18 protein-coding genes are annotated in these 21,724 nt (G+C 69.0%); 7 read left to right on the forward strand and 11 right to left on the reverse strand.

The features are described 5' to 3' along the window. The first annotated feature begins 178 nt into the window (after positions 1–178). The 5 genes from groES (at position 179) to EXW95_RS09855 (ending at position 4,883) form a co-directional block, all read left to right on the forward strand. Positions 179–466 (forward strand): co-chaperone GroES, encoded by a 288-nt coding sequence (gene groES / locus EXW95_RS09835; protein ID WP_174367310.1) that lies wholly within the window; start codon positions 179–181, stop codon positions 464–466. A gap of 115 nt (positions 467–581) precedes the next feature. Then, positions 582–2,216, forward strand: a complete 1,635-nt coding sequence (groL, locus tag EXW95_RS09840) for a chaperonin GroEL (protein WP_174367311.1) — start codon at positions 582–584, stop codon at positions 2,214–2,216. Positions 2,217–2,363: 147 nt separating this feature from the next. Further along, positions 2,364–3,035, forward strand: a complete 672-nt coding sequence (locus EXW95_RS09845) for a hypothetical protein (protein WP_078301553.1) — start codon at positions 2,364–2,366, stop codon at positions 3,033–3,035. A 67-nt stretch (positions 3,036–3,102) separates the two neighbouring features. Continuing rightward, complete coding sequence (locus tag EXW95_RS09850; RefSeq protein ID WP_174367312.1) at positions 3,103–4,119, forward strand: LLM class flavin-dependent oxidoreductase; 1,017 nt, start codon at positions 3,103–3,105, stop codon at positions 4,117–4,119. Between the two features lie 188 nt (positions 4,120–4,307). Further along, the gene (locus EXW95_RS09855) at positions 4,308–4,883 is read left to right on the forward strand and encodes an AAA family ATPase (protein WP_174367313.1); all 576 of its coding nucleotides are present in this window, start codon (positions 4,308–4,310) and stop codon (positions 4,881–4,883) included. An 858-nt stretch (positions 4,884–5,741) separates the two neighbouring features. Here the strand turns inward: EXW95_RS09855 and EXW95_RS09860 are convergent. Then, positions 5,742–6,938: a benzoate/H(+) symporter BenE family transporter gene (locus EXW95_RS09860; protein WP_174367314.1), complete on the reverse strand. Its 1,197-nt coding sequence runs from the start codon at positions 6,936–6,938 to the stop codon at positions 5,742–5,744. A gap of 98 nt (positions 6,939–7,036) precedes the next feature. Here EXW95_RS09860 and EXW95_RS09865 point away from each other — a divergent pair, with 98 nt between their 5' ends. Beyond that, the gene (locus EXW95_RS09865) at positions 7,037–8,449 is read left to right on the forward strand and encodes a PLP-dependent aminotransferase family protein (RefSeq protein WP_254605574.1); all 1,413 of its coding nucleotides are present in this window, start codon (positions 7,037–7,039) and stop codon (positions 8,447–8,449) included. Between the two features lie 590 nt (positions 8,450–9,039). Here EXW95_RS09865 and EXW95_RS09870 read toward each other — a convergent pair. From EXW95_RS09870 to EXW95_RS09900, 7 genes are all read right to left on the reverse strand, one after another. Next, positions 9,040–9,546, reverse strand: coding sequence for a hypothetical protein (locus EXW95_RS09870; protein ID WP_174367315.1), 507 nt, complete (start codon positions 9,544–9,546; stop codon positions 9,040–9,042). 148 nt (positions 9,547–9,694) lie between these two features. Next, positions 9,695–10,927: a 2,3-bisphosphoglycerate-independent phosphoglycerate mutase gene (locus EXW95_RS09875; protein ID WP_174367316.1), complete on the reverse strand. Its 1,233-nt coding sequence runs from the start codon at positions 10,925–10,927 to the stop codon at positions 9,695–9,697. A gap of 220 nt (positions 10,928–11,147) precedes the next feature. Beyond that, positions 11,148–11,966, reverse strand: a complete 819-nt coding sequence (locus EXW95_RS09880; protein ID WP_174367317.1) for a TerC family protein — start codon at positions 11,964–11,966, stop codon at positions 11,148–11,150. 376 nt (positions 11,967–12,342) lie between these two features. Beyond that, positions 12,343–13,008 carry a tRNA (guanosine(18)-2'-O)-methyltransferase TrmH gene (gene trmH / locus EXW95_RS09885; protein ID WP_058978324.1) on the reverse strand — a complete coding sequence of 222 codons (666 nt, stop codon included), beginning with the start codon at positions 13,006–13,008 and terminating at the stop codon, positions 12,343–12,345. Between the two features lie 31 nt (positions 13,009–13,039). Further along, positions 13,040–14,062, reverse strand: coding sequence for an MBL fold metallo-hydrolase (locus EXW95_RS09890; protein WP_174367318.1), 1,023 nt, complete (start codon positions 14,060–14,062; stop codon positions 13,040–13,042). Between the two features lie 9 nt (positions 14,063–14,071). Continuing rightward, positions 14,072–15,439, reverse strand: coding sequence for a deoxyribodipyrimidine photo-lyase (locus EXW95_RS09895; RefSeq protein ID WP_174367319.1), 1,368 nt, complete (start codon positions 15,437–15,439; stop codon positions 14,072–14,074). A gap of 53 nt (positions 15,440–15,492) precedes the next feature. Beyond that, a complete protein-coding gene (locus tag EXW95_RS09900; protein ID WP_174367320.1) occupies positions 15,493–16,155 on the reverse strand; it encodes a trimeric intracellular cation channel family protein in 663 nt (220 codons plus the stop codon). Positions 16,156–16,332: 177 nt separating this feature from the next. Between EXW95_RS09900 and rpmF the strand changes: the two genes are divergently transcribed. Beyond that, positions 16,333–16,515, forward strand: a complete 183-nt coding sequence (gene rpmF / locus EXW95_RS09905) for a 50S ribosomal protein L32 (protein WP_046843905.1) — start codon at positions 16,333–16,335, stop codon at positions 16,513–16,515. A gap of 108 nt (positions 16,516–16,623) precedes the next feature. Here the strand turns inward: rpmF and EXW95_RS21170 are convergent, their stop codons facing one another. The 3 genes from EXW95_RS21170 to paaZ form a co-directional block, all read right to left on the reverse strand. Next, positions 16,624–18,999 (reverse strand): DUF937 domain-containing protein, encoded by a 2,376-nt coding sequence (locus tag EXW95_RS21170; RefSeq protein WP_174367321.1) that lies wholly within the window; start codon positions 18,997–18,999, stop codon positions 16,624–16,626. A gap of 150 nt (positions 19,000–19,149) precedes the next feature. Next, positions 19,150–19,404, reverse strand: a complete 255-nt coding sequence (locus tag EXW95_RS09915; RefSeq protein WP_174367322.1) for a hypothetical protein — start codon at positions 19,402–19,404, stop codon at positions 19,150–19,152. A gap of 185 nt (positions 19,405–19,589) precedes the next feature. Beyond that, positions 19,590–21,689, reverse strand: coding sequence for a phenylacetic acid degradation bifunctional protein PaaZ (gene paaZ, locus EXW95_RS09920; protein WP_174367323.1), 2,100 nt, complete (start codon positions 21,687–21,689; stop codon positions 19,590–19,592). Between the last annotated feature and the right edge of the window lie 35 nt (positions 21,690–21,724).

The following is a 21,724-nucleotide window of genomic DNA, read 5'->3' on the forward strand; positions in this document are numbered from 1 at the left end:
CCAAGCGGATACGTGGAATCCGCGTGCTGGCGCACCTTGAGCGCACTACGCTCAGATTGTCAGATTCTGAAGTTTGACATTTCTTCCAACGCAGTCCTATTCTTGCGTGCGGAACGGCAAAAAGCCGGTGACCCCGGCCCCCTGCCGAGGCCCAACCCACTCTCAAGGAGGACACAACATGCTGAAACCCCTAGGTGACCGCGTTCTGGTTGAAATCATCGAGGAAGCCGAGCAGAAAACCGCCGGCGGCCTGTACGTCCCCGACAGCGCCAAAGAGAAGAGCCAGCGCGGCAAGGTCATCGCCGTCGGCAGCGGCAAACTGCTCGACAACGGCACCCGCGTCGCCCTTGACGTCAAGGAAGGCGACACCGTGTACTTCGCCAAGTACGGCGGGACCGAAGTCAGCCTCGAAGGCCGCAACTACAGCATCCTCGCCGAACGCGACATCCTCGCCATCGTCGAGTAAAGCGCCCACCGACTGAGCACCCCTCAGTCCGCCGCGCTGACCGCTCCCCGCACAGGGGAGCCACCCCCTCCCCCCACTCTGAGCGCCCCGCCGCTCACTTCAAAGGAGCAACACCATGGCTAAACAGCTCGTGTTCGATGAACAGGCCCGCCGCGCCCTCGAGCGTGGCGTCAACGCCGTCGCCAACGCCGTCAAAGTCACCCTCGGGCCCCGCGGCCGCAACGTCGTCATCGAGAAGAAATTCGGCAGCCCCACCATCACCAAGGACGGCGTCACCGTCGCCAAGGAAGTCGAACTCGAGGACAAACTCGAGAACATCGGCGCCCAGCTGCTGAAAGAAGTCGCCAGCAAGACCAACGACATCACCGGTGACGGCACCACCACCGCCACCGTCCTCGGCCAGGCCGTCGTGAAAGAAGGCCTGCGCAACGTCGCCGCCGGCGCCAACCCCCTCGCCCTGAAGCGCGGCATCGACAAGGCCGTCCTGGCCGCCATCGAAGAAATCAAGAAGCTCGCCGTGCCCGTCGAGGACAGCGAAGCCATCAAGAAAGTCGCGGGCATCAGCGCCAACGACGAACAGGTCGGTCAGGAAATCGCTTCCGCGATGGACAAGGTCGGCAAGGAAGGCGTCATCACCATCGAAGAAAGCAAAGGCTTCGACACCGAAGTGGACGTCGTCGAAGGCATGCAGTTCGACAAGGGCTTCATCAACCCCTACTTCATCACCAACCCCGAGAAGATGGAAGCCGTCCTCGAAGACGCCTACATCCTCATCAACGAGAAGAAGGTCAGCAACCTCAAGGACATGCTGCCCATCCTCGAAAAAGTCGCCCAGACCGGCCGCCCCCTCCTGATCATCGCCGAGGACGTCGAAGGCGAAGCGCTCGCCACCCTGGTCGTCAACAAGCTGCGCGGCACCCTGAACATCGCCGCCGTCAAGGCCCCCGGCTTCGGCGACCGCCGCAAGGAAATGCTGCGCGACATCGCCGCCGTCACCGGCGGGGAAGTCGTCAGCGAAGACCTCGGCCACAAGCTCGAGAACGTCACCATGGACATGCTCGGCCGCGCCGCCCGCATCCGCATCACCAAGGACGAAACCACCATCGTGGACGGCAAGGGTGAGCAGAGCGCCATCGACGCCCGCGTCAACGCCATCAAGGGCGAACTCGACACCACCGACAGCGACTACGCCAAGGAAAAACTCCAGGAGCGCCTCGCCAAACTCGCCGGCGGCGTGGCTGTCATCCGCGTCGGCGCCGCCACCGAAACCGAACTGAAAGAGAAGAAGCACCGCTACGAGGACGCCCTGAGCACCGCGCGCAGCGCCGTGGAAGAAGGCATCGTCGCGGGCGGCGGCACCACCCTGCTGCGCGTCATCCCCGCCGTGCGCAAGGCCGCCGAAGCCCTCACCGGCGACGAAGCGACCGGCGCCCGCATCCTGATCCGCGCGCTCGAAGAGCCCGCCCGTCAGATTGCCGCGAACGCCGGTGAAGAAGGCAGCGTCATCGTGAACGCCGTCATCAACAGCGACAAGCCCCGCTTCGGCTTCAACGCCGCCACCGGCGAGTACGTCGACGACATGATCGCCGCCGGCATCGTCGACCCCGCCAAGGTCACCCGCACCGCGCTGCAGAACGCCGCCAGCATCGGCGCGCTGATCCTCACCACCGAAGCCATCGTCAGCGACAAGCCCGAGAAGGCCGCCCCCGCACCCGCCGGCGGCCCCGACATGGGCGGCATGGACTTCTAAAGCAAGTCACAGTTGACCGTCGGTTAGTTGATGGTCAATCAGCGAAGCCGGAGCGTCATGCTCCGGCTTTCTTCTATGGGATGCGGCCAAAGAGCTCTTACCGTGCCTGGGGACGAAAGCCTGCGGATCGCTCTTTACGGTAGGTGCATGGGATTCATCGTGCTGCTCCCGGTACTCTTCCTGCTGGTCATCGGTGCTGGGGTGCTGGTGGCCCTGGCGACAGCGGCGCATGTCCGGAAACGAAATCCGGTGTATACGGGCGCGTGGGTGGGGGCCGGGGTGGTGTCCACTCTGGCGCTGGCGTTTTCGCTGATTATGTTTTTTTCCGGTGGGGCAGGCAGCGATGCTGACGGGGGAGCATTGGATTTCTACAAGACGCCTCTGGGCGGAGGTTTCTATCTGGCGAGCATCGATTCTGATCGGGAGTTACCGCTCGGACTTGAGCACCGGGATGGGGATGAGAGGTTGCCTCGGAACGGGAGCATGACCGTGACGGGGCTGGCTTGCGTTGAGGGTCGGACGTTTCTACAGTTCAAGGAAGGGGAGAGGTTCGGGCGTATTGATGTGCCGGGACGTCGGCTGGAAGTGCTGACGGCAGCGGCTCTGCCCGTCACGGCGGAGGGCCAGAGCTTCTGGCTGAACAAGGCCTCCTTCAGATCCACCTCGTGCGCTGATGTGAAGGCTTCTGCGGTTGATCAGGTGCGCAATGCGCTGCTGTTGCTCGCGGGGCCACTGGTCAGCCTGGGGTGCCTGATCTGGTTGTGGGTGTGGGGGCGGCGATTACCGAATGCTCGGGTGCAGAAGGAAGCCGACTGGTGAGAAGGCAAACCCAGATTTATCCGCCAAACTGATTTACTTTTTCAACCATTCGCGCTAGCCTGTGCCCATGAAGAAGATCGGGTTTCTCTCATTCGGGCACTGGAATCCGTCCCCGCAGTCCGGCACGCGCTCGGCGGCGGACGTGCTGCACCAGACCATCGATCTGGCGGTCGCCGCCGAGGAACTGGGCGCGGACGGCGCGTACGTGCGGGTGCATCACTTCGCGCAGCAGCTGGGCTCGCCGTTCCCGCTGCTGGCGGCGATGGGCGCAAAAACGAAAAAAATCGAGCTGGGCACGGGCGTGATCGACATGCGCTACGAGAACCCGCTGTACATGGCCGAGGACGCCGGTTCCGCTGACCTGATCTCCGGCGGGAGGTTGCAGCTGGGCATCAGCCGGGGCTCGCCGGAACAGGTGATCGACGGGTGGCGGCACTTCGGGTACGCGCCCGCTCCCGGCGAGACCGAGGCGGACATGGCGCGGCGGCACGCCGAGGTGTTCCTTGACGTGATCGAGGGCAGAGGCTTCGCGCAGCCGAACCCGCGCCCGATGTTCCCGAACCCGCCGGGTCTGCTGCGCCTGGAGCCTTACTCGGCGGGCCTGCGCGACCGCATCTGGTGGGGCGCCGCGTCGAACGCGACCGCCGAGTGGGCCGCGAGGATGGGCATGAACCTCCAGAGTTCCACCCTGAAGCAGAACGAGAACGGTCAACCCTTCCACGTGCAGCAGGCCGAGCAGATCCGCGCGTACCGCAACGCGTGGAAGGAAGCCGGGCACACCCGCGAGGGGCGCGTGTCCGTCAGCCGCAGCATCTTCGCGCTGGTGAACGACCAGGACCGCATGTACTTCGGACGTCAGGGCGGGCAGGACCAGTTCGGCGTGATCGACCAGTACCGCGCGGTGTTCGGCCGCAGTTACGCCGACGAACCCGACCGCCTGATCGAACAACTGCGGCAGGACGAGGCCATCGCCGAAGCCGACACCCTCCTGCTGACCGTCCCGAACCAGCTGGGCGTGGACTACAACGCGCACCTGATCGAGAGCATCCTCACACACGTCGCCCCCGGCCTCGGCTGGCGCTGATACGGATTCCGTTTGTTTCGCTGACAATCCGGAACTTCACCGGATTGCCAGCTCCACGTCCGGAACCCGCTTTGCTCCTTCTCGCATCCGCTCGGGTTGAAAGATTTTGCAAACCTTTCAACCGGAGTCCGTATGACTCCACCCAAGGTGTGACGCGGCAACCCGGCACCGGCAGTAGCGTGGCCCACATGCCACTGCTGCTGATCGTGTCCGGCATGCCCGCCTCCGGAAAATCTACGCTGGGCGCGCGACTCGCCCACGCGCTGAACATGCCGTTCGTGACGAAGGACGAGTACAAGGCCCTCCTCCTGGCCCGCCTGCCCGACCTGACCAGGGACGTGTCCGGCCCCCTCAGCTTCGACGTCATGTGGCACGTCGCGGGCGTCACCCTCGCCGCAGGCATGGACACCGTGCTGGAATCGCACTTCTACCACGGGGTCAGCGAGGCGCACATCCTGCAGCTGGCCCACACGCACGGGGCGAGGGTCGCCCAGGTGTTCTGCCACGCACCCACACACGTCCTCCAGGCACGGCACGACGCGCGGGTCACCTCCGGCCGACGGCCCGGCATAGACCTCCCCATGAACTACGCCACCCTCCCCAACCACTGCTGCTGGACGCCACTCGACCTGGGCGACACCCCCTGCCTGACCGTCGACACCACCCAGGACGATGCACTACCCAGCATCCTCACCTGGCTGCACACCCAAAAAGAAAGCGGCCCCCTGAAGGGCCACTCTGAAGGTGCAGACACACTGGGTTGACCAGCACATCCTGCTCGCGCGTCCGTTTTTTGTAAATCCCAGAGGTGGACGCCTCCCTCAAGTGCAGTGATGCCTCTCCAGTGCCGGGGCGCGACAAGTCACGCAGAGTCCGAAATGGACGTTCGCTCGTGAGAACCAGCGGGATGGGCACGGCACGACCTCGTCAGGTCAGAAATGCAAGTATGACAGGCATTTCGGAATCTGTCAACTGACCCGGCCGGGTTTTGCTTTCAACGGAGTGCTTCTGCGGGGAGGTGGCGTTGAAATGTGGGCGCCTGCGGCGGGCTGATGTAATTCGTTGGAAGGGGTGCGCCTGGCGGCGGGCTGCCCCACCCCCCAGCCCCCTACCCCAGGGGGGCAGGGGGAGCAGTCGCTGCGCTCGGCAGGTATTTCTCTGGCTTTATGGGTGGGTGACTGGCGGGTTCGGCCACGGATGGGGCTGCAGACCTCCGGTATCGCTGCGGGCGCCCCGCGCGCTTCGCGCACGACGGGCTCGTCTGCCACGACGTTTGTGGGGCCAGTCAACTTGGTGCGTGCCGGAAAGTTCTACTTTTTCTCGCTTGGGCAAAAGCGTGGTTTTGAAAGTCGATCAGCGGCGCGAAGCGTCCCACTGATCACCTGACCGCAGACCGCCACCGGCCGTCGTGCGCGCAGCGCGCGGGCCTACGAGGGGGGCGGAGGATGGCGTCGAAGCCGGACCCGTCATCGCCCAATACAAGACCGCCGCACCAGTCAACACTCTTGCCCAGTGCAACGTAAGCTCCCCCTGCCCCTCTGGGGTAGGGGGCTGGGGGTGGGGAGGCCCGCCGCAGGCGCACCCCTTCCAACGGGGCAGCCTGCCACCAAGCGCCCACGACGTCACCCCCGCCGCCTCTCGACCCAGTAGACGATCAGCCCGGCGAGGATGCCCCAGAAGGGCGCGCCGATGCCGAGTGGGGTGATGCCACTGAGGGCGACGAGGAGGACGACGGGCGCGGCGAGGCTGCCTGCTGCAGCGCCCTGGAAGGCGGCCTGGAGGCTGCTGCCCATGGCGGCAAGGAGGGCCAGTCCGGCGAGTGCGGTGATGGCCTGGGTGGGGAGAATGCCGAGGAGGTGCAGCACGGTGCCGGCGAAGAGGGCGACGATCATGTTGAATGCGCCGGCCCAGATGGCGGCGGTGTAGCGTTTGCGGGGGTCGGGGTGCGCTTCGGGGCCGGTGACGATGTTGGCGAGGAGGGCGCCGAGGGTGAGGTTGTGGCAGCCGGCGAACGCGGCGGCGCTGCTGGCGATGCCGCAGGCGCGGAGGATGGGGCCGGGTGCGGGTTCGTAGCCGCTGGTTTTGAGGACGCCGAAGCCGGGGACGAACTGCCCGGTGAAGGCGAGGAGCGTGAGGGGCAGCGCGAGGTTGAGGGTGGCGTGCAGGCTGAACTGCGGGAGCACGAATTCGGGGCGGGTGAGGGCCAGTGCGACGGGCTGCATATGCCAGAGGTTCAGCGCGCCGCTGGCGATCACGCCGGTGAGGAGGACGCCCGCGACTGCCCAGCGGGGCGCGACGAGCCGCAGTGCGAAGTACGCGACGATCATCACGCCGACCAGTGCGGGGGCGGTGCCGAAGGCCTGGAGTGCGCGGAACCCGAATGGCAGGAGGATCGCGGCGTTCAGCGCGGCCGCCAGGGGCGCGGGGATGCGCTGGAGCGCCCGCGTGAGCGGCGGGAACAGCCCCAGGCCCAGCACCAGCAGGCCCGACGTGAGGAACGCTCCGACGGCCTCCGGGAACGGGATGCCCGGCAGGGCTGTCACGAGCAGCGCGATGCCCGGCGTGCTCCAGGTGACCAGGATGGGCATGCGGGTGCGCAGGCTCAGGATGATGCCGGTCAGGCCCGCCAGCAGCGCGTGTGCCCACAGCCACGACATCGCCTGACTGTCGCTGAGGTTCGCGGCCTGCGCGACCGAGTAGATCAGCACGTTCGGGCCCGCCCAGCCGATCAGCATGGTGATCAGCCCGGCCAGCACCGCGCTGGGGTGCGAATCCCGCCAGAACGAGGGTGGGGCGCTGGCAGCGGGGAGCGTGGTCATGCCCCCGAGTGTGCGCCCCAATGGCCCCCTCTGGGCAGAGGCAATGGCCCGCGCATTGGCCTGCTCATCCAGACAGATTGGCCTGTACCCTGAAGCGCATGCCCACGCCGCCCAGCCCGACCGACGCGCCCCACTGGGCCGCCCTGCTGCGCGGCTGGCGCGACCACCCCGGCCCCCTCCACGCCCGCCTGCACACCCACCTCCAGCACGCCATCGACCGGGGCGAACTCACCCCCGGACAGCGACTCCCCGCCGAACGCACCCTCGCCGCGCTGCTCGGCGTCAGCCGCGCCACCACCGTCACCGCCCTCGACGACCTCACCGCCAGCGGCTACCTCACCCGGCACGTCGGACGCGGCACGCACGTCGCCCCCACTGCCCCCCGCGCCCAACCCCTCCTGACCCTCCGCACCCCCGTCGGCGCGGCCCACCACAGCGAGATCGACCTCACCATCGCCGTCCCCCTCCTCACCGACCAGCAACGCACCCGCCTGCGCGACGCCGCCACGCACGCCCAGTACGACAGCATCTACCACCCCCAGGGCCTCCCCGACCTGCGCGACCTCATCGCCCAGCAGTACGCACGCGCCGGACTCCCCACCACCCCCGAACAGATCCTCATCACCAGCGGCGCCCAGCAGGCCATCGCCCTCACCGCCCACACCCTCCTGCGGCGCGGCGACACCGCCCTCCTCGAGACCCCCACCTACTTCGGCGCCATCGACGTCATCCGCGCCGCCGGCGCCCACCTCACCGGCACCCCCGTCACCACCCAGCACCTCGACCCCCACCACTTCGCGCACCAGACCCGCACCCACCACCCCCGCCTCGCGTTCCTCACCCCCACCCACCACAACCCCACCGGCACCACCCTCCCCCACCCCGCCCGGCAGCACCTCGCCGCGCACCTCCACGACACAGGGCTCCCCACCCTCGAAGACGACACCCTCCTCGACCTCCCCTTCACCGACACCCCCCCCCCCCCGCCTCAGCACCCTCGCCCCACACGCCCCCATCCTCAACGTCGGCTCCCTCAGCAAGCTCTACTGGGCGGGCCTGCGCATCGGCTGGCTCCGCCTCCCCCCCACCCTCGCCCCCACCCTGAAACAGGCCAAAACCCTCACCGACTTCGGCAGCAGCCAACCCGCCCAGCACCTCGCCCTCCACCTCCTCGCCGACCTCCCCACCCTCATCCACGAGCGCCGCGCCGCCATCACCCCCGCCCGCGACCACCTCGCCCACCTCCTGCGCACCCACCTCCCCGACTGGACCTTCACCACCCCACCCGGCGGACAATTCCTCTGGATTCAACTCCCCACCCCCACCGCCAGCGCCTACACCCACCACGCCGCCCGCCACGGCCTGCGCCTCTACCCCGGCGCCAGCATGGGCGTCGAACCCCTCCCCGACCAGTACTTGCGCATCCCCTTCACCCTTCACCCCGACCACATCCCCGAAGCGGTCAACCGGCTCGCGCGGGCGTGGGCGGAATTCACGAGCCGGGGGAGTGAGCGGCTGGCGTGAACTGAGTTGGAATGTGGGCGCCTGCGGCGGGCTTCCCCACCCCCCAGCCCCCTACCCCAGAGGGGCAGGGGGGGCCAGCGTTGGCACTGGGCAGGTATTTCGCTGAGGTGGTCGGTAGGTGTCGGGCGGAAACGGCCACGTATGGGGCTGCATGCCTCCGGTGTCGCCGCGTTCGCCCCGCGCGCTTCGCGCACGACGGGCCGCGTTGCCACGACGCCTGTATGGCCCCAATTCTTGGTGCGTGCTGGAAGGTTCTACTTTTTCGGCTGTTGCCAGAGCATGGTTTTCAAAGTCGATCAGCGGATCGCTTCAGGTTGCCCAGCCAGCCACCGCAGACTGCCACCGGCCGTCGTGCGCGCAGCGCGCGGGCCTTCCACGGGGGCGGCAGGATGGCGTCGAGGCCGGACACGTCACCGCCCGACACACCTCCGCCGCATAGGTAGAAACTCTTGCCCAGTGCAACGTTGCTCCCCCTGCCCCCCTGGGGTAGGGGGCTGGGGGGTGGGGAAGCCCGCCGCCAGGCGCACCCCTTCCAACCACAGAAAAACCCCCCTCCAGCTGGAAGGGGGCGCAGACGTTACTTGTTGCCCTGGGTTTTCTTGTACTGGCCGGGCGGCATGCCGCCGGGTTTTTTCTGCAGGCCGGGGGCTTTGGCCCAGGCGGCTTGTCGGCCCATGACGTTCACAAGCGGCTGGCGGGTGCCGTCTTTGGCTTTGACGATGATGCTCTGGGCGCTGAGGGGTTGGGTGGTGGTGATGGGTTGGGCGAGGGGGTAGATCTCTTTGGCGTAGGTGGTGGTGCCGGGGACCTGGGTCATGACCTGGACCTGGGTGAGGCGGGTGGTGGTGGGGTAGGCGGGGTTGACGACGATGCCGCCGCCCGTGCCGAGGGTGGCGGCCTGTTGGTTGGTGCTGGTGAGGAAGGTGACGCGGACGCCCTGGTTCAGGAGGTTGATGACGTTGGCGGTGGTCTGGACGATGCTGGGGTACTGGAGGCTGGCGCTGATGTTGACGCTGAGGGTCTGGGCGCTGGCGGTGCTGGCGAGGGTGGCCGCGAGGGCGGTGGTCAGGATGGCTTTGTGCATGGGGTCCTCCTCGTTCCGTTGTGGAACGTAATGTGTTCACCTTGCCGTTTGAATCTGACGCTGGGCTGAATGCGGTTTGAGGTTGGGTTGTGGAAACGGCCCCGTCGCCGGGGGGGCGAGGGGGCCGTGTGGGGACGCTTGTGGGTGGTTACGCGCCGTACTTGTTGAGTTTCAGGGCGTTGGCCATGAGGAGGGGCATGAGGTCGGTGCCTCTGCGCAGGCCGAGGCTGCCTTTCAGGGCTTCGTCTTCGGTGTAGCGCTGGGCGAGGTCACGGCGGCCGTAGTTGCTGCGGATGAGCAGGGGGACGGGGTGCCAGGAGTGGGTGGCGAGTTTGCTGGGGGTGCTGTGGTCGCCGACGATGGCGATGACGTCGGGGTTCAGCGCGAGGAGTTGGGGCAGCAGGGCGTCGAAGAGTTCGATTTTCTTGACTTTGGCCTTGAAGTCGCCGTCTTCGCCGGTGCTGTCGGTTTTCTTGACGTGGAAGTAGAAGAAGTCGTACTTGTCCCAGTTGTCCTTGAGGGCCTGGACTTTGCCGTCGAGGGCGTCTTCTTCGCCCTGCACGGTCAGGACGTCCATGCCGACGAGGCTGGCGAGACCTTTGTACATGGGGTAACTGGCGATGCAGGCGGCTTTGAGCTGGTAGGCGGCGTCGAAGCTGGGGAAGTGGGGGACGTCGCTGTACCCGCGGAAGAGGACGCCGTTGACCTGCGGTTCGTCCTTGAGGGCGGTTTCGGCGCGCTGCACGAAGGCGTTGACGAGGTCGGCGGTTTTCTGGCTGGCGTCGTCGTGGGCCTGGGCGGTCATGGGTTGCACGCCGGTCGCCTGGGGGTCGACGTCGCTGAGGTTCGCGCCGAGGGGGCTGCCGCCGTTCGCGCGGAAGACGACCACGAAGCGGTGCTCGCTCTCGGTGTAGATCTCGACGGGCGTGCCGTCGATGTCGGGGATGGCGGCCTTGAGTTTGCTGACGATCTCGGCGTTCTTCTCGTCGCTGGGGCGGCCCGCGCGGCGGTCCTGCACGATGCGGTCCGCGCCGAGGGTGGCGAAGTTGCCGCGCACGGCGACGTCACCCGCGCCGAGTTTCACGCCGATCCCGACGGCCGAGAGGGCGCCGCGTCCGACGACGTACTTCAGGGGGTCGTACCCGAAGAGGCTGAGGTGGCCGGGGCCGCTGCCGGGCGTGATGCCCGCGCCGACGAGTTCGATCTGCCCGAGCTGGCTCTGCGCGGCCAGCGCGTCGAGGTTGGGGGTGGTGGCGGCGGCGAGTTCGGTGTCGCCGTTCGTTTCGAGGGGCAGGCCGCCCACGCCGTCGAGGACGACCATCAGGATCTTGCTGTCGGTCGGTTTGGCGAGGTCGCGGATGGTGTCCAGAAGGTCGCTCATGACCGTCAGTGTACGCCGGACACGAACTGCGGCACGTCAGGGCATATGGGCAGGTGCGGGGGTCGCCGGGATGCCAGTAAGGCTGGATTTATCGTGCTGAACGGCGCGCAGCGCAGCATGTTCTAACGGGCTTGAACCGGGTGCAACCTCGCCCCGGTGGGATCAGAGAGGCGCGGGCCGCGTCCCGGTGAAGGGAGCGGCCCGCGCTGGGGGGGTGGGGTCAGCGGCCGTCGATGCGGCCGTCGCTGGCGTCGGCGACCGTCTCGTCGATCTCGTGGACGACGGCTTCGGCTTTCGCCTCGGCGGCCTCGTCGCTCATGGCGGGTTTGCGGGTCGCGAGGAACGACCCGATGATGCCGATGGCGGCCATGACGCCCCAGAAGATCGGGGTGGGCATGTGCCAGTAGGGCACGGCGGGGAAGATCTCGTGCGCGGCTTCCAGGGTCTCCAGGCCGAGTTTCACGGCGATCCAGCCGACCAGCGCGTAGGCGACGTGGTCGAACGCGGGGTACTTGTTCAGGAGTTTCAGGAACACGGTCGCCGCGATCCGCATGAGGATCAGGCCGATGATCCCGCCGATCACGACGATGGTCAGGCCCTGCTCGCGCGGCATGCCGCGGGGAATCAGCGCGACGCCCGCGAGGATCGAGTCCACGCTGAACGCGAGGTCGGTGAGGTTCAGCAGCACGACGGTCGCCCAGAAGCCGCGGCCCTTGCTCTTCTGGTCGGCCTCGTCCTCGGTGCTGCGGTGCTTCAGGAAGTGCGAGATGGCGAGGTACGCGAGGTACGCCGCGCCGAAGGCCCGCAGCCACCAGTACTCGAGGATGTAGCTGGCGAGCAGCACGCCCAGGATGCGCAGGACGACCGCCCCGCCGATGCCGTAGGCGAGCGCCTTGCGTTGCAGGTCACCCTTGAGGTGGCGGACCATCACGGCCAGCACGAGGGCGTTGTCCGCCGAGAGCAGACCTTCGAGGAGAATCAGGGTGCCCAGGATCGCCCAGAATTCGGGCGTGATGGGGGGCATTTCCAGGCCGAACATCAGCGGGCTCCGGTGGCGACGCGGGCCGCCTGTGGGGTGGTGTTGGTCATGTGTGGCTTTCCTCTGGCCCCACAGCCGCCTCGGGGGCAGCTCAAGAGGCGCGGTGTGCAGGTCAGTCTAGCGGGTGTGGCCCGTCTCTGTCCCTGCTGAGTGGTGAACGTTTTGCACGCAAGGTGAGCACGCGCCGGGGGACACCCGGACGGGTGCAGCGGGTGGAGTCCTACGGATTCCGTTTGTTTCGCTGACCATCCGGGATTTCACCGGATTGCCAGCTCCACGTCCGGAGGGGCGCTCTGCTCCTTCTCTGCTCCGCAGCTCTACGAGTCGCGTCCGCTCGGGTTGAAAGACGTTGCACACCTTTCAACCGGAGTTGATGTCAGGCCAGGATCTGCCCGTGTTCGTCCAGCGCGGGGTAGCTTTCGCCGCGCTCGCGGTAGCCGGGGGCGAGGTCGGGGTACGCCCATTCGAACGCCCAGCGGCGCAGGTCCTCGTCGCTCAGCTGCGGGGCGTCGTACATCCCGGCGGCGAGCCGCTGGCGCTGCGCCTCGAACAGGATGGTCGCGGCGGCGACGGACACGTTCAGGCTCTGCACCATGCCGAACATCGGGATGATGATGTTGTGGTCGGCGGCGTCGGCGGCCTCGTCGCCCACACCCCACTTCTCGGCGCCCAGCAGGACGCAGGTGGGGCGGGTGTAGTCCACCTCGCGGTAATCCACGCTGCGCTGCGAGAGGTGCGTGGCGAGCACCTGGAAGCCCTGCGCCTGCAGGTCCCGCACGGCCCCCACGGCACCTTCGTGCTTCTGCACCGGCACCCACTTGTGCGCGCTGCCGCTGGTCGCCTCGAAGGTGTGCCCGTCGAAATCCACGAGCCGCCCGCCGCGCGGCGGGACCGCGTGCGCCTGCAACACGCCCACCGCGTCGCAGGTGCGCACGATCGCGGAGAGGTTGTGGGGTTTGTTCACCTCGTCCATCAGGACGGTCAGGGTGGGCTGCCGCTTACTCAGCACGCGCAGGATCTTGGCGTAACGCTCCGGGGTCATAACGCTCCAGAGTACCGCACGGGGCGCAGGTTCAGGCGCGGGTGAACAGGGCCGCCCCGTCCTCGCGTGTGCTCTCGTGCAGCGCGCCTGTCGCGGCCAGATAGTCCGCCAGCGCGGCGGTCTGGTCGAGCAGCAGCACCGCCTGGATGGACCGCAGGCGCGGGTGCAGCGCCAGCAGCAGGTCGTGGACGGTCATGGGCTGCGTGCAGGCGGCCAGCAGGGCTTCCAGTTTCTCGCGCGTGCGCGCCCGCAACGCGTGAATGCGGGCGCGGGGGTCACGCATGGGCCCATCGTGCCCGCCCAGCGCGAGGGTCACGCCGTCCAGCGCCTCCACGCGGTCCAGTGAGTCCAGGTACGCGGCCACGCCACTGCCACGCAGGAAGCGGGCGGGCATCAGCGGCGGCGAGTTCAGCGGCAACAGGTGATCGGCACTGAGGAGCACCTCGTCCACGCGCAGGCAGATCTGGTGGCCCTCGTGCCCCGGCGTGTGGATGACGTGCAGCAGGTCGTCCAGAACGTCCCCGTCGTGCAGGGGCGTGGCGACCGGGGTGGCGCGGGGCACGGTCAGGTTCGAGCCCCGGCGGCGGATGCGGCCGTCCAGTTCGCTGCCGGGCGGCAGGCCCAGCCACGCGGCCTGCGCATCGGGTTGCATCAGCCACGCCGCGCGGACCCAACCGGGCTGCTCGATGAACGGCACAGCGCTGTGGAACGCCGCCACGGGCGCGTCCGTGTGCTCCCGCAGGGCGCTCAGGCCGCCCAGGTGATCCGGGTGCGGGTGCGTGATCACGATCCGGGTCAGGGTGTCCAGACTCACCGCCTCGCCGTGCCCGGCCCGCACCGCCGCAAGTCCGGCCTGAAGGTCGCCCAGGTTGTCCGGGCCACTCCCGCCGGTGTCCACCAGGGCCGCGTAGGCCGGGGCGTGCGGGTCGCCCCGCACCAGCAGGTAAGTGTTCGCGCGGAAGTTCGGGAAGGCGCGCACGGGCAGTGTATACACGCGCGTGCCGCCACTCGTCACGTGCCGCGCGGGAAGGGAGAGGGAGGCCACGTCGGTCATGAGCGGACTCTAGCGGGTGCGGGGCTCGGGGCTCCCCTCTTCCGCCCACTGCCGGGCGTATTTTTCGATGTCGAATTTGCGTTTCAGGCCGCCGGCGTTCATGTAGCGCACGGTGCCGAAGATGGGGCGGCGGGTCCAGGGGCGGTCGTGCAGGCCGAACACCCAGCCGACGCCCACCCAGGAGTTCGGGTCGCGGCCGTCCTGTTCGTGGCGGTTGTTCAGCCATAGCAGCGTCTCAAAGGCCTGCTGGGGGGTGGGGGTCCATTCGATGATTTTCTTGCCCCAGTACATGCGCATGTAGTTGTGCATGCGGCCGGTGCGGGTCATCTGGCGTTGCGCGGCGTTCCAGTACGGGTCGTGCGTCTGCGCGGCGTCCAGTTCGGCGCGGGTGTAGGTGTGATCGCGGCGGTCCCCGGCGTGTTCTTCCAGGGTGGCGCGTGCCCAGGCGGGGAGGCCCGCGTAGCGGTCGTAGTGGGGGTTGTACGTGGTGTAGTTGAAGCTGAGTTCGCGCCGCACGATGAGTTCTTCCAGGAAGGCGTCGGTGTCGGGGCCGGGGTGTTCGCGCGCGGCGAGCGCGGCGGTCAGCGGGGAGAGGTGCCCGTAGTGCAGGTGCGCGCTGAGGCGGCTGCTGCCGTCCACGGTGGGGTCGTTGCGGCGCGTGTCGTACCCGTCGAGCTTGCGGGTGATGAAGTCCTCCAGCAGGTCGTGCGCGGCGTTCTCTCCGCCTTCCTCGTCGCCGGGGGGGACGCTGTGGTCGATGGGGAGGGTCTTCAGGAGCCGGGCGGGGTCGCTGACGTCCTCGCCGCCGTCCCAGTTGCGCGCCCGGCGTTTCAGGTCGTGGGTGTCCAGCGGGACGAGGTAGTCGTGCCACAGCTGGTGGATCTTGGGGCGGATGGTGCGCGCTGCGTACTCCTGCTTGCCGCTGACCACGCCCACGGGAATGACCGCTTCGGATTCCACCTGCACGAGCGGCACGTCCAGCCGGGCGGCCAGCCACTCGCGCCATTCGCGTTGCAGGCGGGTGTACCCGACGTCCGTCACGACGAGTGCCGCGCCCTCCCCTGCCGCATTCAGGGCCACCTCGGGCGGGCTGCCCAGCGTCACGCGCAGCGGCACGTCCCGCGCGGCGAGGTTGATCCGCAGGTCGCGCAGGCCCTCCAGCAGGTAGGCGTAGTGGCGGGCGTTCGCCTCGGGGTAACCGGGCGTCAGGCCAAATGCGGCCACCAGGGGCAGGTTCAGGCGGTTCGCTTCGCGCACGGCGTATTCCAGGGCGTGGTTGTCGCGGGTGCGGACGCTGGCCTGCACCCACAGCAGCACGAATCCCTCCCGGCGGGGCGTGCCGGGCCGCAGCGGCTGCACGCGGGCGTCATGGATCATGCCTGCCGTTGTACCAGTCGCGCCGCCCGCGCGGGGGTGGGATCGCTGACCGTTCAATCGGCGGGGTTGTCCTCGGGGAGGCGGCGTACCGGGAGGCGCACCCAGCCCCGCCGGGAGATCCAGCGCAGCGCCCACACGACCAGCGCGCCGCTGAACTGCGCCTGGAACGGCGTGACGTGCGGGTGCAGCAGCCACACGGTCAGCGCTCCGGCGGCGGCGGCCGTGGCGTACAGCTGTTCGCTGCGGTACATGATTTCCGGGACCTCGTTGGCGATCAGGTCGCGGATCACGCCGCCGCCCACGCCGGACAGCATCCCGGCGAACACCACGCCCAGCGGCCCCAGCCCGAAGTTCAGCGCGCCGATCGCGCCGGACGCCGCGAACAGGCCCAGCCCGGCGGTGTCGAATACGCTCAGGGTCCGCTCGAAGCGGGCCAGTCGCGCGCCGAACGCGAAGGCCAGCCCGGAGCCCAGCAGCGCGGCATACAGGTACGTCTCGTCCCGCAGGAACAGCGGCGGGGTCTGCCCGGTCAGCGTGTCGCGGATCGCGCCGCCGCCCACGGCGGTCACGCAGCCCAGCACCAGCACCCCGAACAGGTCGAAGCGTTTGCGGACGCCCAGCAGCGCGCCGGACATCGCGAAGGCCAGCACGCCGATCAGGTCCAGGACGCGCAGGCCGGTTTCCAGCGTGATGGGCGCCCACTCGAGTTCATGCACGCCACCCACTGTAAAACGCCGGTCCGGGGGCGCGGTCCTCTTTCATGAACAGCGCGGCCCGCGTCACTGTCCCAGGTTGGCGAGGGTGTGCTATACTCCCCGCTGTTGTCTCGGCTGGGTTCCCCCGGCGAGAATCGCGCCCCGGCGGGAAACGCCGTGTGGCCCAGGAGAACAGACATGGCCAAGCACCCCGTTCCCAAGAAGAAGACCAGCAAGAGCAAGCGCGACATGCGCCGCAGCCACCACGCCCTCGTCGCGCCCAACCTGACCGAGTGCCCCCAGTGCCACGCGAAGAAGCTCAGCCACCACATCTGCCCCAGCTGCGGCTACTACAACGGCCGTCAGGTGCTCGCGGTCTAATCCCCGCCTGCACGGAATCCGCCCCCGCCCCGCGCGGGGGTGTTTTCTTGGAGAGCGCAGAAAGGCCCGCGTCCTCCGGGTGGAGGCGCGGGCCTTGAACGCCAATCGTTACTGCCCGACGGTAAGGTTCACGGTGCTCAGGGGCGCGGCTGTCCCGTCACCCAGCGGGCGGACCTCGTAGGTGATGGTCCCGGGACCGGGGCGGCTCTGGTAGCTCCAGCCGCAGGTGGCGTCCAGCGGGACGTCCTTCGTGCCGATGGTGCGCTCGCCGCGCTTGACGGTCACACTGTACCCCCCGCCCTGACCGACCCCGCCGAAGCGGAAGGGTTCGTTCACGGTCTGCCCGTCCGTGATGCTCAGGGTGTAGTCCTCCGTGCAGTCGGCGGCGCTGGCGGTCGCGTCGGGCGCGCTGACGGTCGCGGTGACCGTTCCGAGGTCCGTGCCGTCCGGGCCGCGCACCGCGTACGTGTGCGCCCCGGCGGCGGGGCTGGGCACGTCGAAGCTCCAGGTGCCGTCCTCCCCGATGGTGATCTTGCCGAGGCTGGTGTCGTCCTCGAACAGTTCGACCTCCTGCCCGGCCGTGCCGGTGCCGCGCAGCGTGAACGTCCCGGCGGGCAGCGTGGCGTCCGCGGCGGGCTCGCTGATCACGAAGGTCGCGGCGGTCTCGGTGCTGGGCGTCTCGGTCCCGCTGGTGTCAGTACTGCCGGTGTCGGTGCTGCCGGTGTCGGTGCTGCCGGTGTCGGTGCCCGTGCCCTCAGTGCCTGCCCCCTCGGTGCCCGCGCTGGCGTCCGTGACGTTCACCTTCAGTTCGCTGCGGCCACCGCCGCCGTCCACGCTGTACGTGTGCTCGCCGGGCGTGGGTGCGGGCAGTTCCGCCGACCACGCGCCGTCCGCGCCGACCGTGGCCTTCCCGACCTCCTGCCCCTGATCCGAGATGATCAGTTCAGTGTTCGCCGGGCCGGTGCCGCTCATGGTGAACGGCTCGGCCGGGAGGTCCGCGCCGGACGTGGGATTGGTCACGAGGATGCTGGCCGCTGCCTCGCCAGTCGCAGCGGGCGGATCGGTGCGGTTCTGGTTCACCAGCCAGCACCCGCCCAGGCCCAGCAGGAGCAGCAGCGGAATGATCCACCACGGGAACCCACCGCGCCGCCCGGTCGTCACGGGCGCAGCCGGTGGCGGCGAGACCGGCGTCGTCACGACGCTGGGGGTGACCGCCGGGGCGGGAACGGGCGTGACAGCTGCGGCGGCTGACCCGGTCAGTGCCCCGGCCCCCAGCAGCGCCGCCAGGCTGCCCATCCCGGCAGGCAGCAGGCTCGCCAGGTGACCGTCCAGGCCGCCCAGCAGGTCCCGGAAGGACGCGGCGTTCAGGCCCCCCGCGCGGGCGCGGGCACCCAGCAGGCCCAGCAGCATGGGCGCCATCAGCGCCAGCAGCCGCCCGGCGCTCGCGCCACTCCCGCCCAGCGCGGAGCCCAGGCGACCCGTGACCGGGTCCATGTTCGGGAACAGACTGCCCAGCAGGCCGCGCCCCTGCCCCTCGATGCGGGCCGTCTCGGCCGGGTCGCCCAGCGCGCGGGTGTCCAGCGTGCCGTCCGCACCGACCAGATCGGCACTCGCGGCGCTGCGCGCGAGCAGGTCCTGCGCGCCGGCGTCCGTCCGGGCACGCTGCACGAACGCGCCCAGCAGGATCGGCAGTGCCGCCTGCGCCGCGCGCCCACTGGCACCGCCGGTGAATCCGGCGGCGGCGCCCAGCGCGTCGGCGGTCCGCCCGCCGAACTGCCCGCGCAGCCACTCCAGCAGCGCCGGACCGCTCAGGGCGGCCAGACCAGCGGCGCCCAGCCCGGCCGCACCCAGACCTGCTGTACCCAGCCCAGCCGAATCCGGTCCAGCGGACACGTCATCGGCCCTGTGTGCAGGCGCGGCGTCCATCCGGTCCGCGTCCGGCATGACCGGGGTCGGCACCTGCGGCGCGGGGGGCGGCACATCCAGACCCGGCACGACCATAGCCGCGCCCGTCAATCCGCCAGCCAGGCTGCCGCTCAGGCCACCGAGCATCGAAGCGACGTTCCCGGCCGTCACGCCGAAGCGCCCCAGCAGGCTCAGCAGCAGCGGGAGGCTCAGCTGCAGCAGGCGGTCCGCGCCGCCCGCGTCCACCCCGGCCCGCTCGCTGACCTGACGGGCCAGGCTCCCGGCCCCGTCACCCAGCAGCGCAGGGGCGAGCAGTTCCCCGGCCTGCTGGAGGTTCGACGCGCCGTCCGGTTCGTTCAGGACACCCTGCACGCTCTCGAAGCGGGGCAGACTCTCGATCGCCTCGGCGATGTGCGCGCCCATCGGCGTGCCCGCCTGCGCGGCCAGCGCGTCCAGTTGCAGCGGCAGCCCGGCCTCCAGCGCCCGGCGCGCCGCAGCGGGATCCACGCCCGCCACGCGGCCCAGATCCGCCGTGGCCTGCTCGTCGAAGAAGGAGTGCAGCAGTTCGGTGAAATTCATGAAGCCTCCAGGTGGTGCGTCCGTCGTGGGAACCGTCAGATCAGCCGTCCCACGCCTACCCGAGTGTAAAATAATTCACATCAGGTCGGCAGGCTGTCCGGGTCACTCACCGTACCATCCCCCCAGCGGGGGCAGACACGCCCCACCGGTTCACCCAACCTTGACCATCCGGGCAGGATGCGCGCCCTGCACGACCTCCAGCCGGTTCCCGGACCGGTCATGAAGGAGCACGCGCGGCACGAACTCCGGCGCGACGCCCACGTGCAGCTGCCGCCCGTCCGGCAGGCCGAACCATACGCCACCGTTGCGCCGCAGCGCCTCCGGTTTCACGAGTTCCGTCAGGCCCAGGAACACCCCGAAGAACGCGCGGGCCTGCGCCTCGCACCCCGCCCCTGCACAGGGCATCAGCACTCTGGTTCCAGGCCCCTGCGGACACCGCACCGCAGAGGCCCTCCAACGCCATTCCGATGTCCCCTCTCCTGCGGGTTCGCCTGCGGCTCACCGGACGCTCCCATGATCCAGTCCAGTGATCGACGACATGGGCGGAGGGGAACGCCAGCACCCCCTCCGCCCCCTGTCACGCCCCGGGTTTAAGCCTGAACGCCGATCTCCTCGGCGGGCGGGTCGAACTCGTCCCGGGCGCGGTCCACCAGCGTGAGGATGTCGTACGTGGCGACGAGCACGCCGTCCTGGTTGGTGATCTCGCTGCGCCACTCGACCACGCCGGTCGGGCGGGTCTCGCCGGGGCGCAGGTCCTTGCGGATCTTGCGTTTGCAGGTCAGGCGCGTGCGGATGGTGTCGCCGATGCCGACGGGCTCGATGAACCGCAGGTTCTCCAGGCCGTAGTTCGCGAGGACCGGCCCCGGCGCGGGCGACACGAACTGCCCGGCCGCCGCCGAGATCAGGAAGTACCCGTGCGCCACGCGCCGCCCGAAGATGCCCTCCCGCGCGCCGATCTCATCGACGTGCGCGTAGAAGTGATCGCCGGTCAGGCCCGCGAAGTTCACGATGTCCGCCTCCGTGACGGTCCGGCGGTGCGTGAGGAGGCTGTCGCCCACCTGAATCTCGTCGAAGGACTTGCGGAACGGGTGGACGACATCCTCGGTGACTTCGGCGCCGGGCACGAACTCCCGCGTGATCGCCGTGAGGGTGGTCGGGTCGGCCTGCACCGCCACGCGGTTCATGTGATGCCGCACCGCACTCAGGCCCCCCAGCTCCGAACCACCCCCCGCCCGGCCCGGCCCGCCGTGATTCAGCTGCGGCAGCGGCGACCCGTGCCCCGTGTTCTCCTTCGCGTTGTCGCGATTCAGGACCAGCAGGCGGCCGTGCGAACTCGCCATGCCCAGCACGAGTTCCGTCGCCTCGGCGCGGTCGCGGGACACGATGCTTCCGGCCAGCGAGCCCCGACCCAGCTTCGTCAGGTGAATGGCGTCCTCCAGCGAGTCGTACGGCAGCAGCGTCGCCACCGGCCCGAAGGCCTCCAGCTCATGCGGCCCGCGCGCCGTCAGGGGGGTCTCGCACAGCAGCACCGTCGGGTCGAGGAACGCGCCCTTCTCACGGTCGCCGCCCAGCAGTTGCGCCTCGCCGCTGATCACCACACGCGCCTCAGCCTGCAACTTCTCCAGCGTCTCACGGACCCGCTCACGCTGCTCCACGCTCACCAGCGCACCCATCCGCACGTCGTCGCGCGCCGGGTCGCCCAGCGTCACCTTCGCCAGCTCGCGGCGCAAACCTTCCGTCACCGCCTCCACCAGATGCGAGGGCACCAGCGCGCGGCGGATCGCGGTGCACTTCTGCCCGGCCTTCCCGGTCATCTCGCGCGCCACCTCGCGCACGAACAACGCGAACTCGGGGTCCTCCGGCTTCACGGACAGGCCCAGCACCGACGCGTTCAGGCTGTCCGCCTCCGCGTTGAACGGCACCGACCGACCCACGATCGCCGGATGCACCCGCAGTTTCGCCGCCGTCGCCGCCGACCCCGTGAACGCCACCACGTCCTGCTCCTCCACGTGATCGAGCAGCGATCCCGGCTCCCCCGTCACCAGTTGCAGGGTCCCCTCCGGAATCAGGCCCGACGCCACGATGTCCCGCACCACCCGCTCGGTCAGGTACGCCGTCTGCGGCGCGGGCTTCACCAGGCTCGGCATCCCCCCGATAAAGGCAGGCGCGAACTTCTCCAGCATCCCCCACACCGGGAAGTTGAACGCGTTGATCTGCACCGCCACGCCCTCACGCGGCACCAGCAGGTGACGCCCCACGAACGTCCCCTCGCGCCCCAGCCGCTCCAGCCGCCCGTCGGGCCAGAAGCGCTCGTCCGGCAGTTCCCGCCGCGCCGCACTCGCGTAACTGAACAGCGTCCCGATCCCACCCTCGATATCCACCCACGAATCCCGCCGCGTCGCCCCCGTCAACGCACTCAGCGCGTAATACGCCTCCTTGCGCTCCATCAGGAACGCCCCCAGCGCCTTCAAGGCCCGCGCCCGCTCATGGAACGTCATGCGGCGCAGCGCCCCACCCGCCCGCCGCCCATACGCCAGCGCCCCACCGAAATCCACACCCTCCGACGAGATCACCGCCACCGGACGCCCATACACCGCGTCCAGGAGCACCTGCCCATCCGCATTCGCATGCCACGAACCCGACACATAAGACGCCGGACGAAGAAGATCAGAAGAGATTGATTGAGTCACAGAAAACGCTCCTTGGAGAGGGAAAGACGATTCGA

The organism is Deinococcus sp. JMULE3 (assembly GCF_013337115.1).
In the GTDB taxonomy this organism is placed as follows: domain Bacteria; phylum Deinococcota; class Deinococci; order Deinococcales; family Deinococcaceae; genus Deinococcus.

Coding starts and splice junctions, on each gene's coding strand:
- EXW95_RS09855 (WP_174367313.1), top strand. CDS start 4,308: ATGCCACTGCTGCTGATCGTGTCCGGCATGCCCGCCTCCGGAAAATCT.
- groES (WP_174367310.1), top strand. CDS start 179: ATGCTGAAACCCCTAGGTGACCGCGTTCTGGTTGAAATCATCGAGGAA.
- EXW95_RS09915 (WP_174367322.1), bottom strand. CDS start 19,404: ATGCCCTGTGCAGGGGCGGGGTGCGAGGCGCAGGCCCGCGCGTTCTTC.
- rpmF (WP_046843905.1), top strand. CDS start 16,333: ATGGCCAAGCACCCCGTTCCCAAGAAGAAGACCAGCAAGAGCAAGCGC.
- EXW95_RS09850 (WP_174367312.1), top strand. CDS start 3,103: ATGAAGAAGATCGGGTTTCTCTCATTCGGGCACTGGAATCCGTCCCCG.
- groL (WP_174367311.1), top strand. CDS start 582: ATGGCTAAACAGCTCGTGTTCGATGAACAGGCCCGCCGCGCCCTCGAG.
- EXW95_RS09870 (WP_174367315.1), bottom strand. CDS start 9,546: ATGCACAAAGCCATCCTGACCACCGCCCTCGCGGCCACCCTCGCCAGC.
- trmH (WP_058978324.1), bottom strand. CDS start 13,008: ATGACCCCGGAGCGTTACGCCAAGATCCTGCGCGTGCTGAGTAAGCGG.
- EXW95_RS09890 (WP_174367318.1), bottom strand. CDS start 14,062: ATGACCGACGTGGCCTCCCTCTCCCTTCCCGCGCGGCACGTGACGAGT.
- EXW95_RS09895 (WP_174367319.1), bottom strand. CDS start 15,439: ATGATCCATGACGCCCGCGTGCAGCCGCTGCGGCCCGGCACGCCCCGC.
- EXW95_RS09860 (WP_174367314.1), bottom strand. CDS start 6,938: ATGACCACGCTCCCCGCTGCCAGCGCCCCACCCTCGTTCTGGCGGGAT.
- EXW95_RS09875 (WP_174367316.1), bottom strand. CDS start 10,927: ATGAGCGACCTTCTGGACACCATCCGCGACCTCGCCAAACCGACCGAC.
- EXW95_RS09845 (WP_078301553.1), top strand. CDS start 2,364: ATGGGATTCATCGTGCTGCTCCCGGTACTCTTCCTGCTGGTCATCGGT.
- EXW95_RS09880 (WP_174367317.1), bottom strand. CDS start 11,966: ATGTTCGGCCTGGAAATGCCCCCCATCACGCCCGAATTCTGGGCGATC.
- EXW95_RS21170 (WP_174367321.1), bottom strand. CDS start 18,999: ATGAATTTCACCGAACTGCTGCACTCCTTCTTCGACGAGCAGGCCACG.
- EXW95_RS09865 (WP_254605574.1), top strand. CDS start 7,037: ATGCCCACGCCGCCCAGCCCGACCGACGCGCCCCACTGGGCCGCCCTG.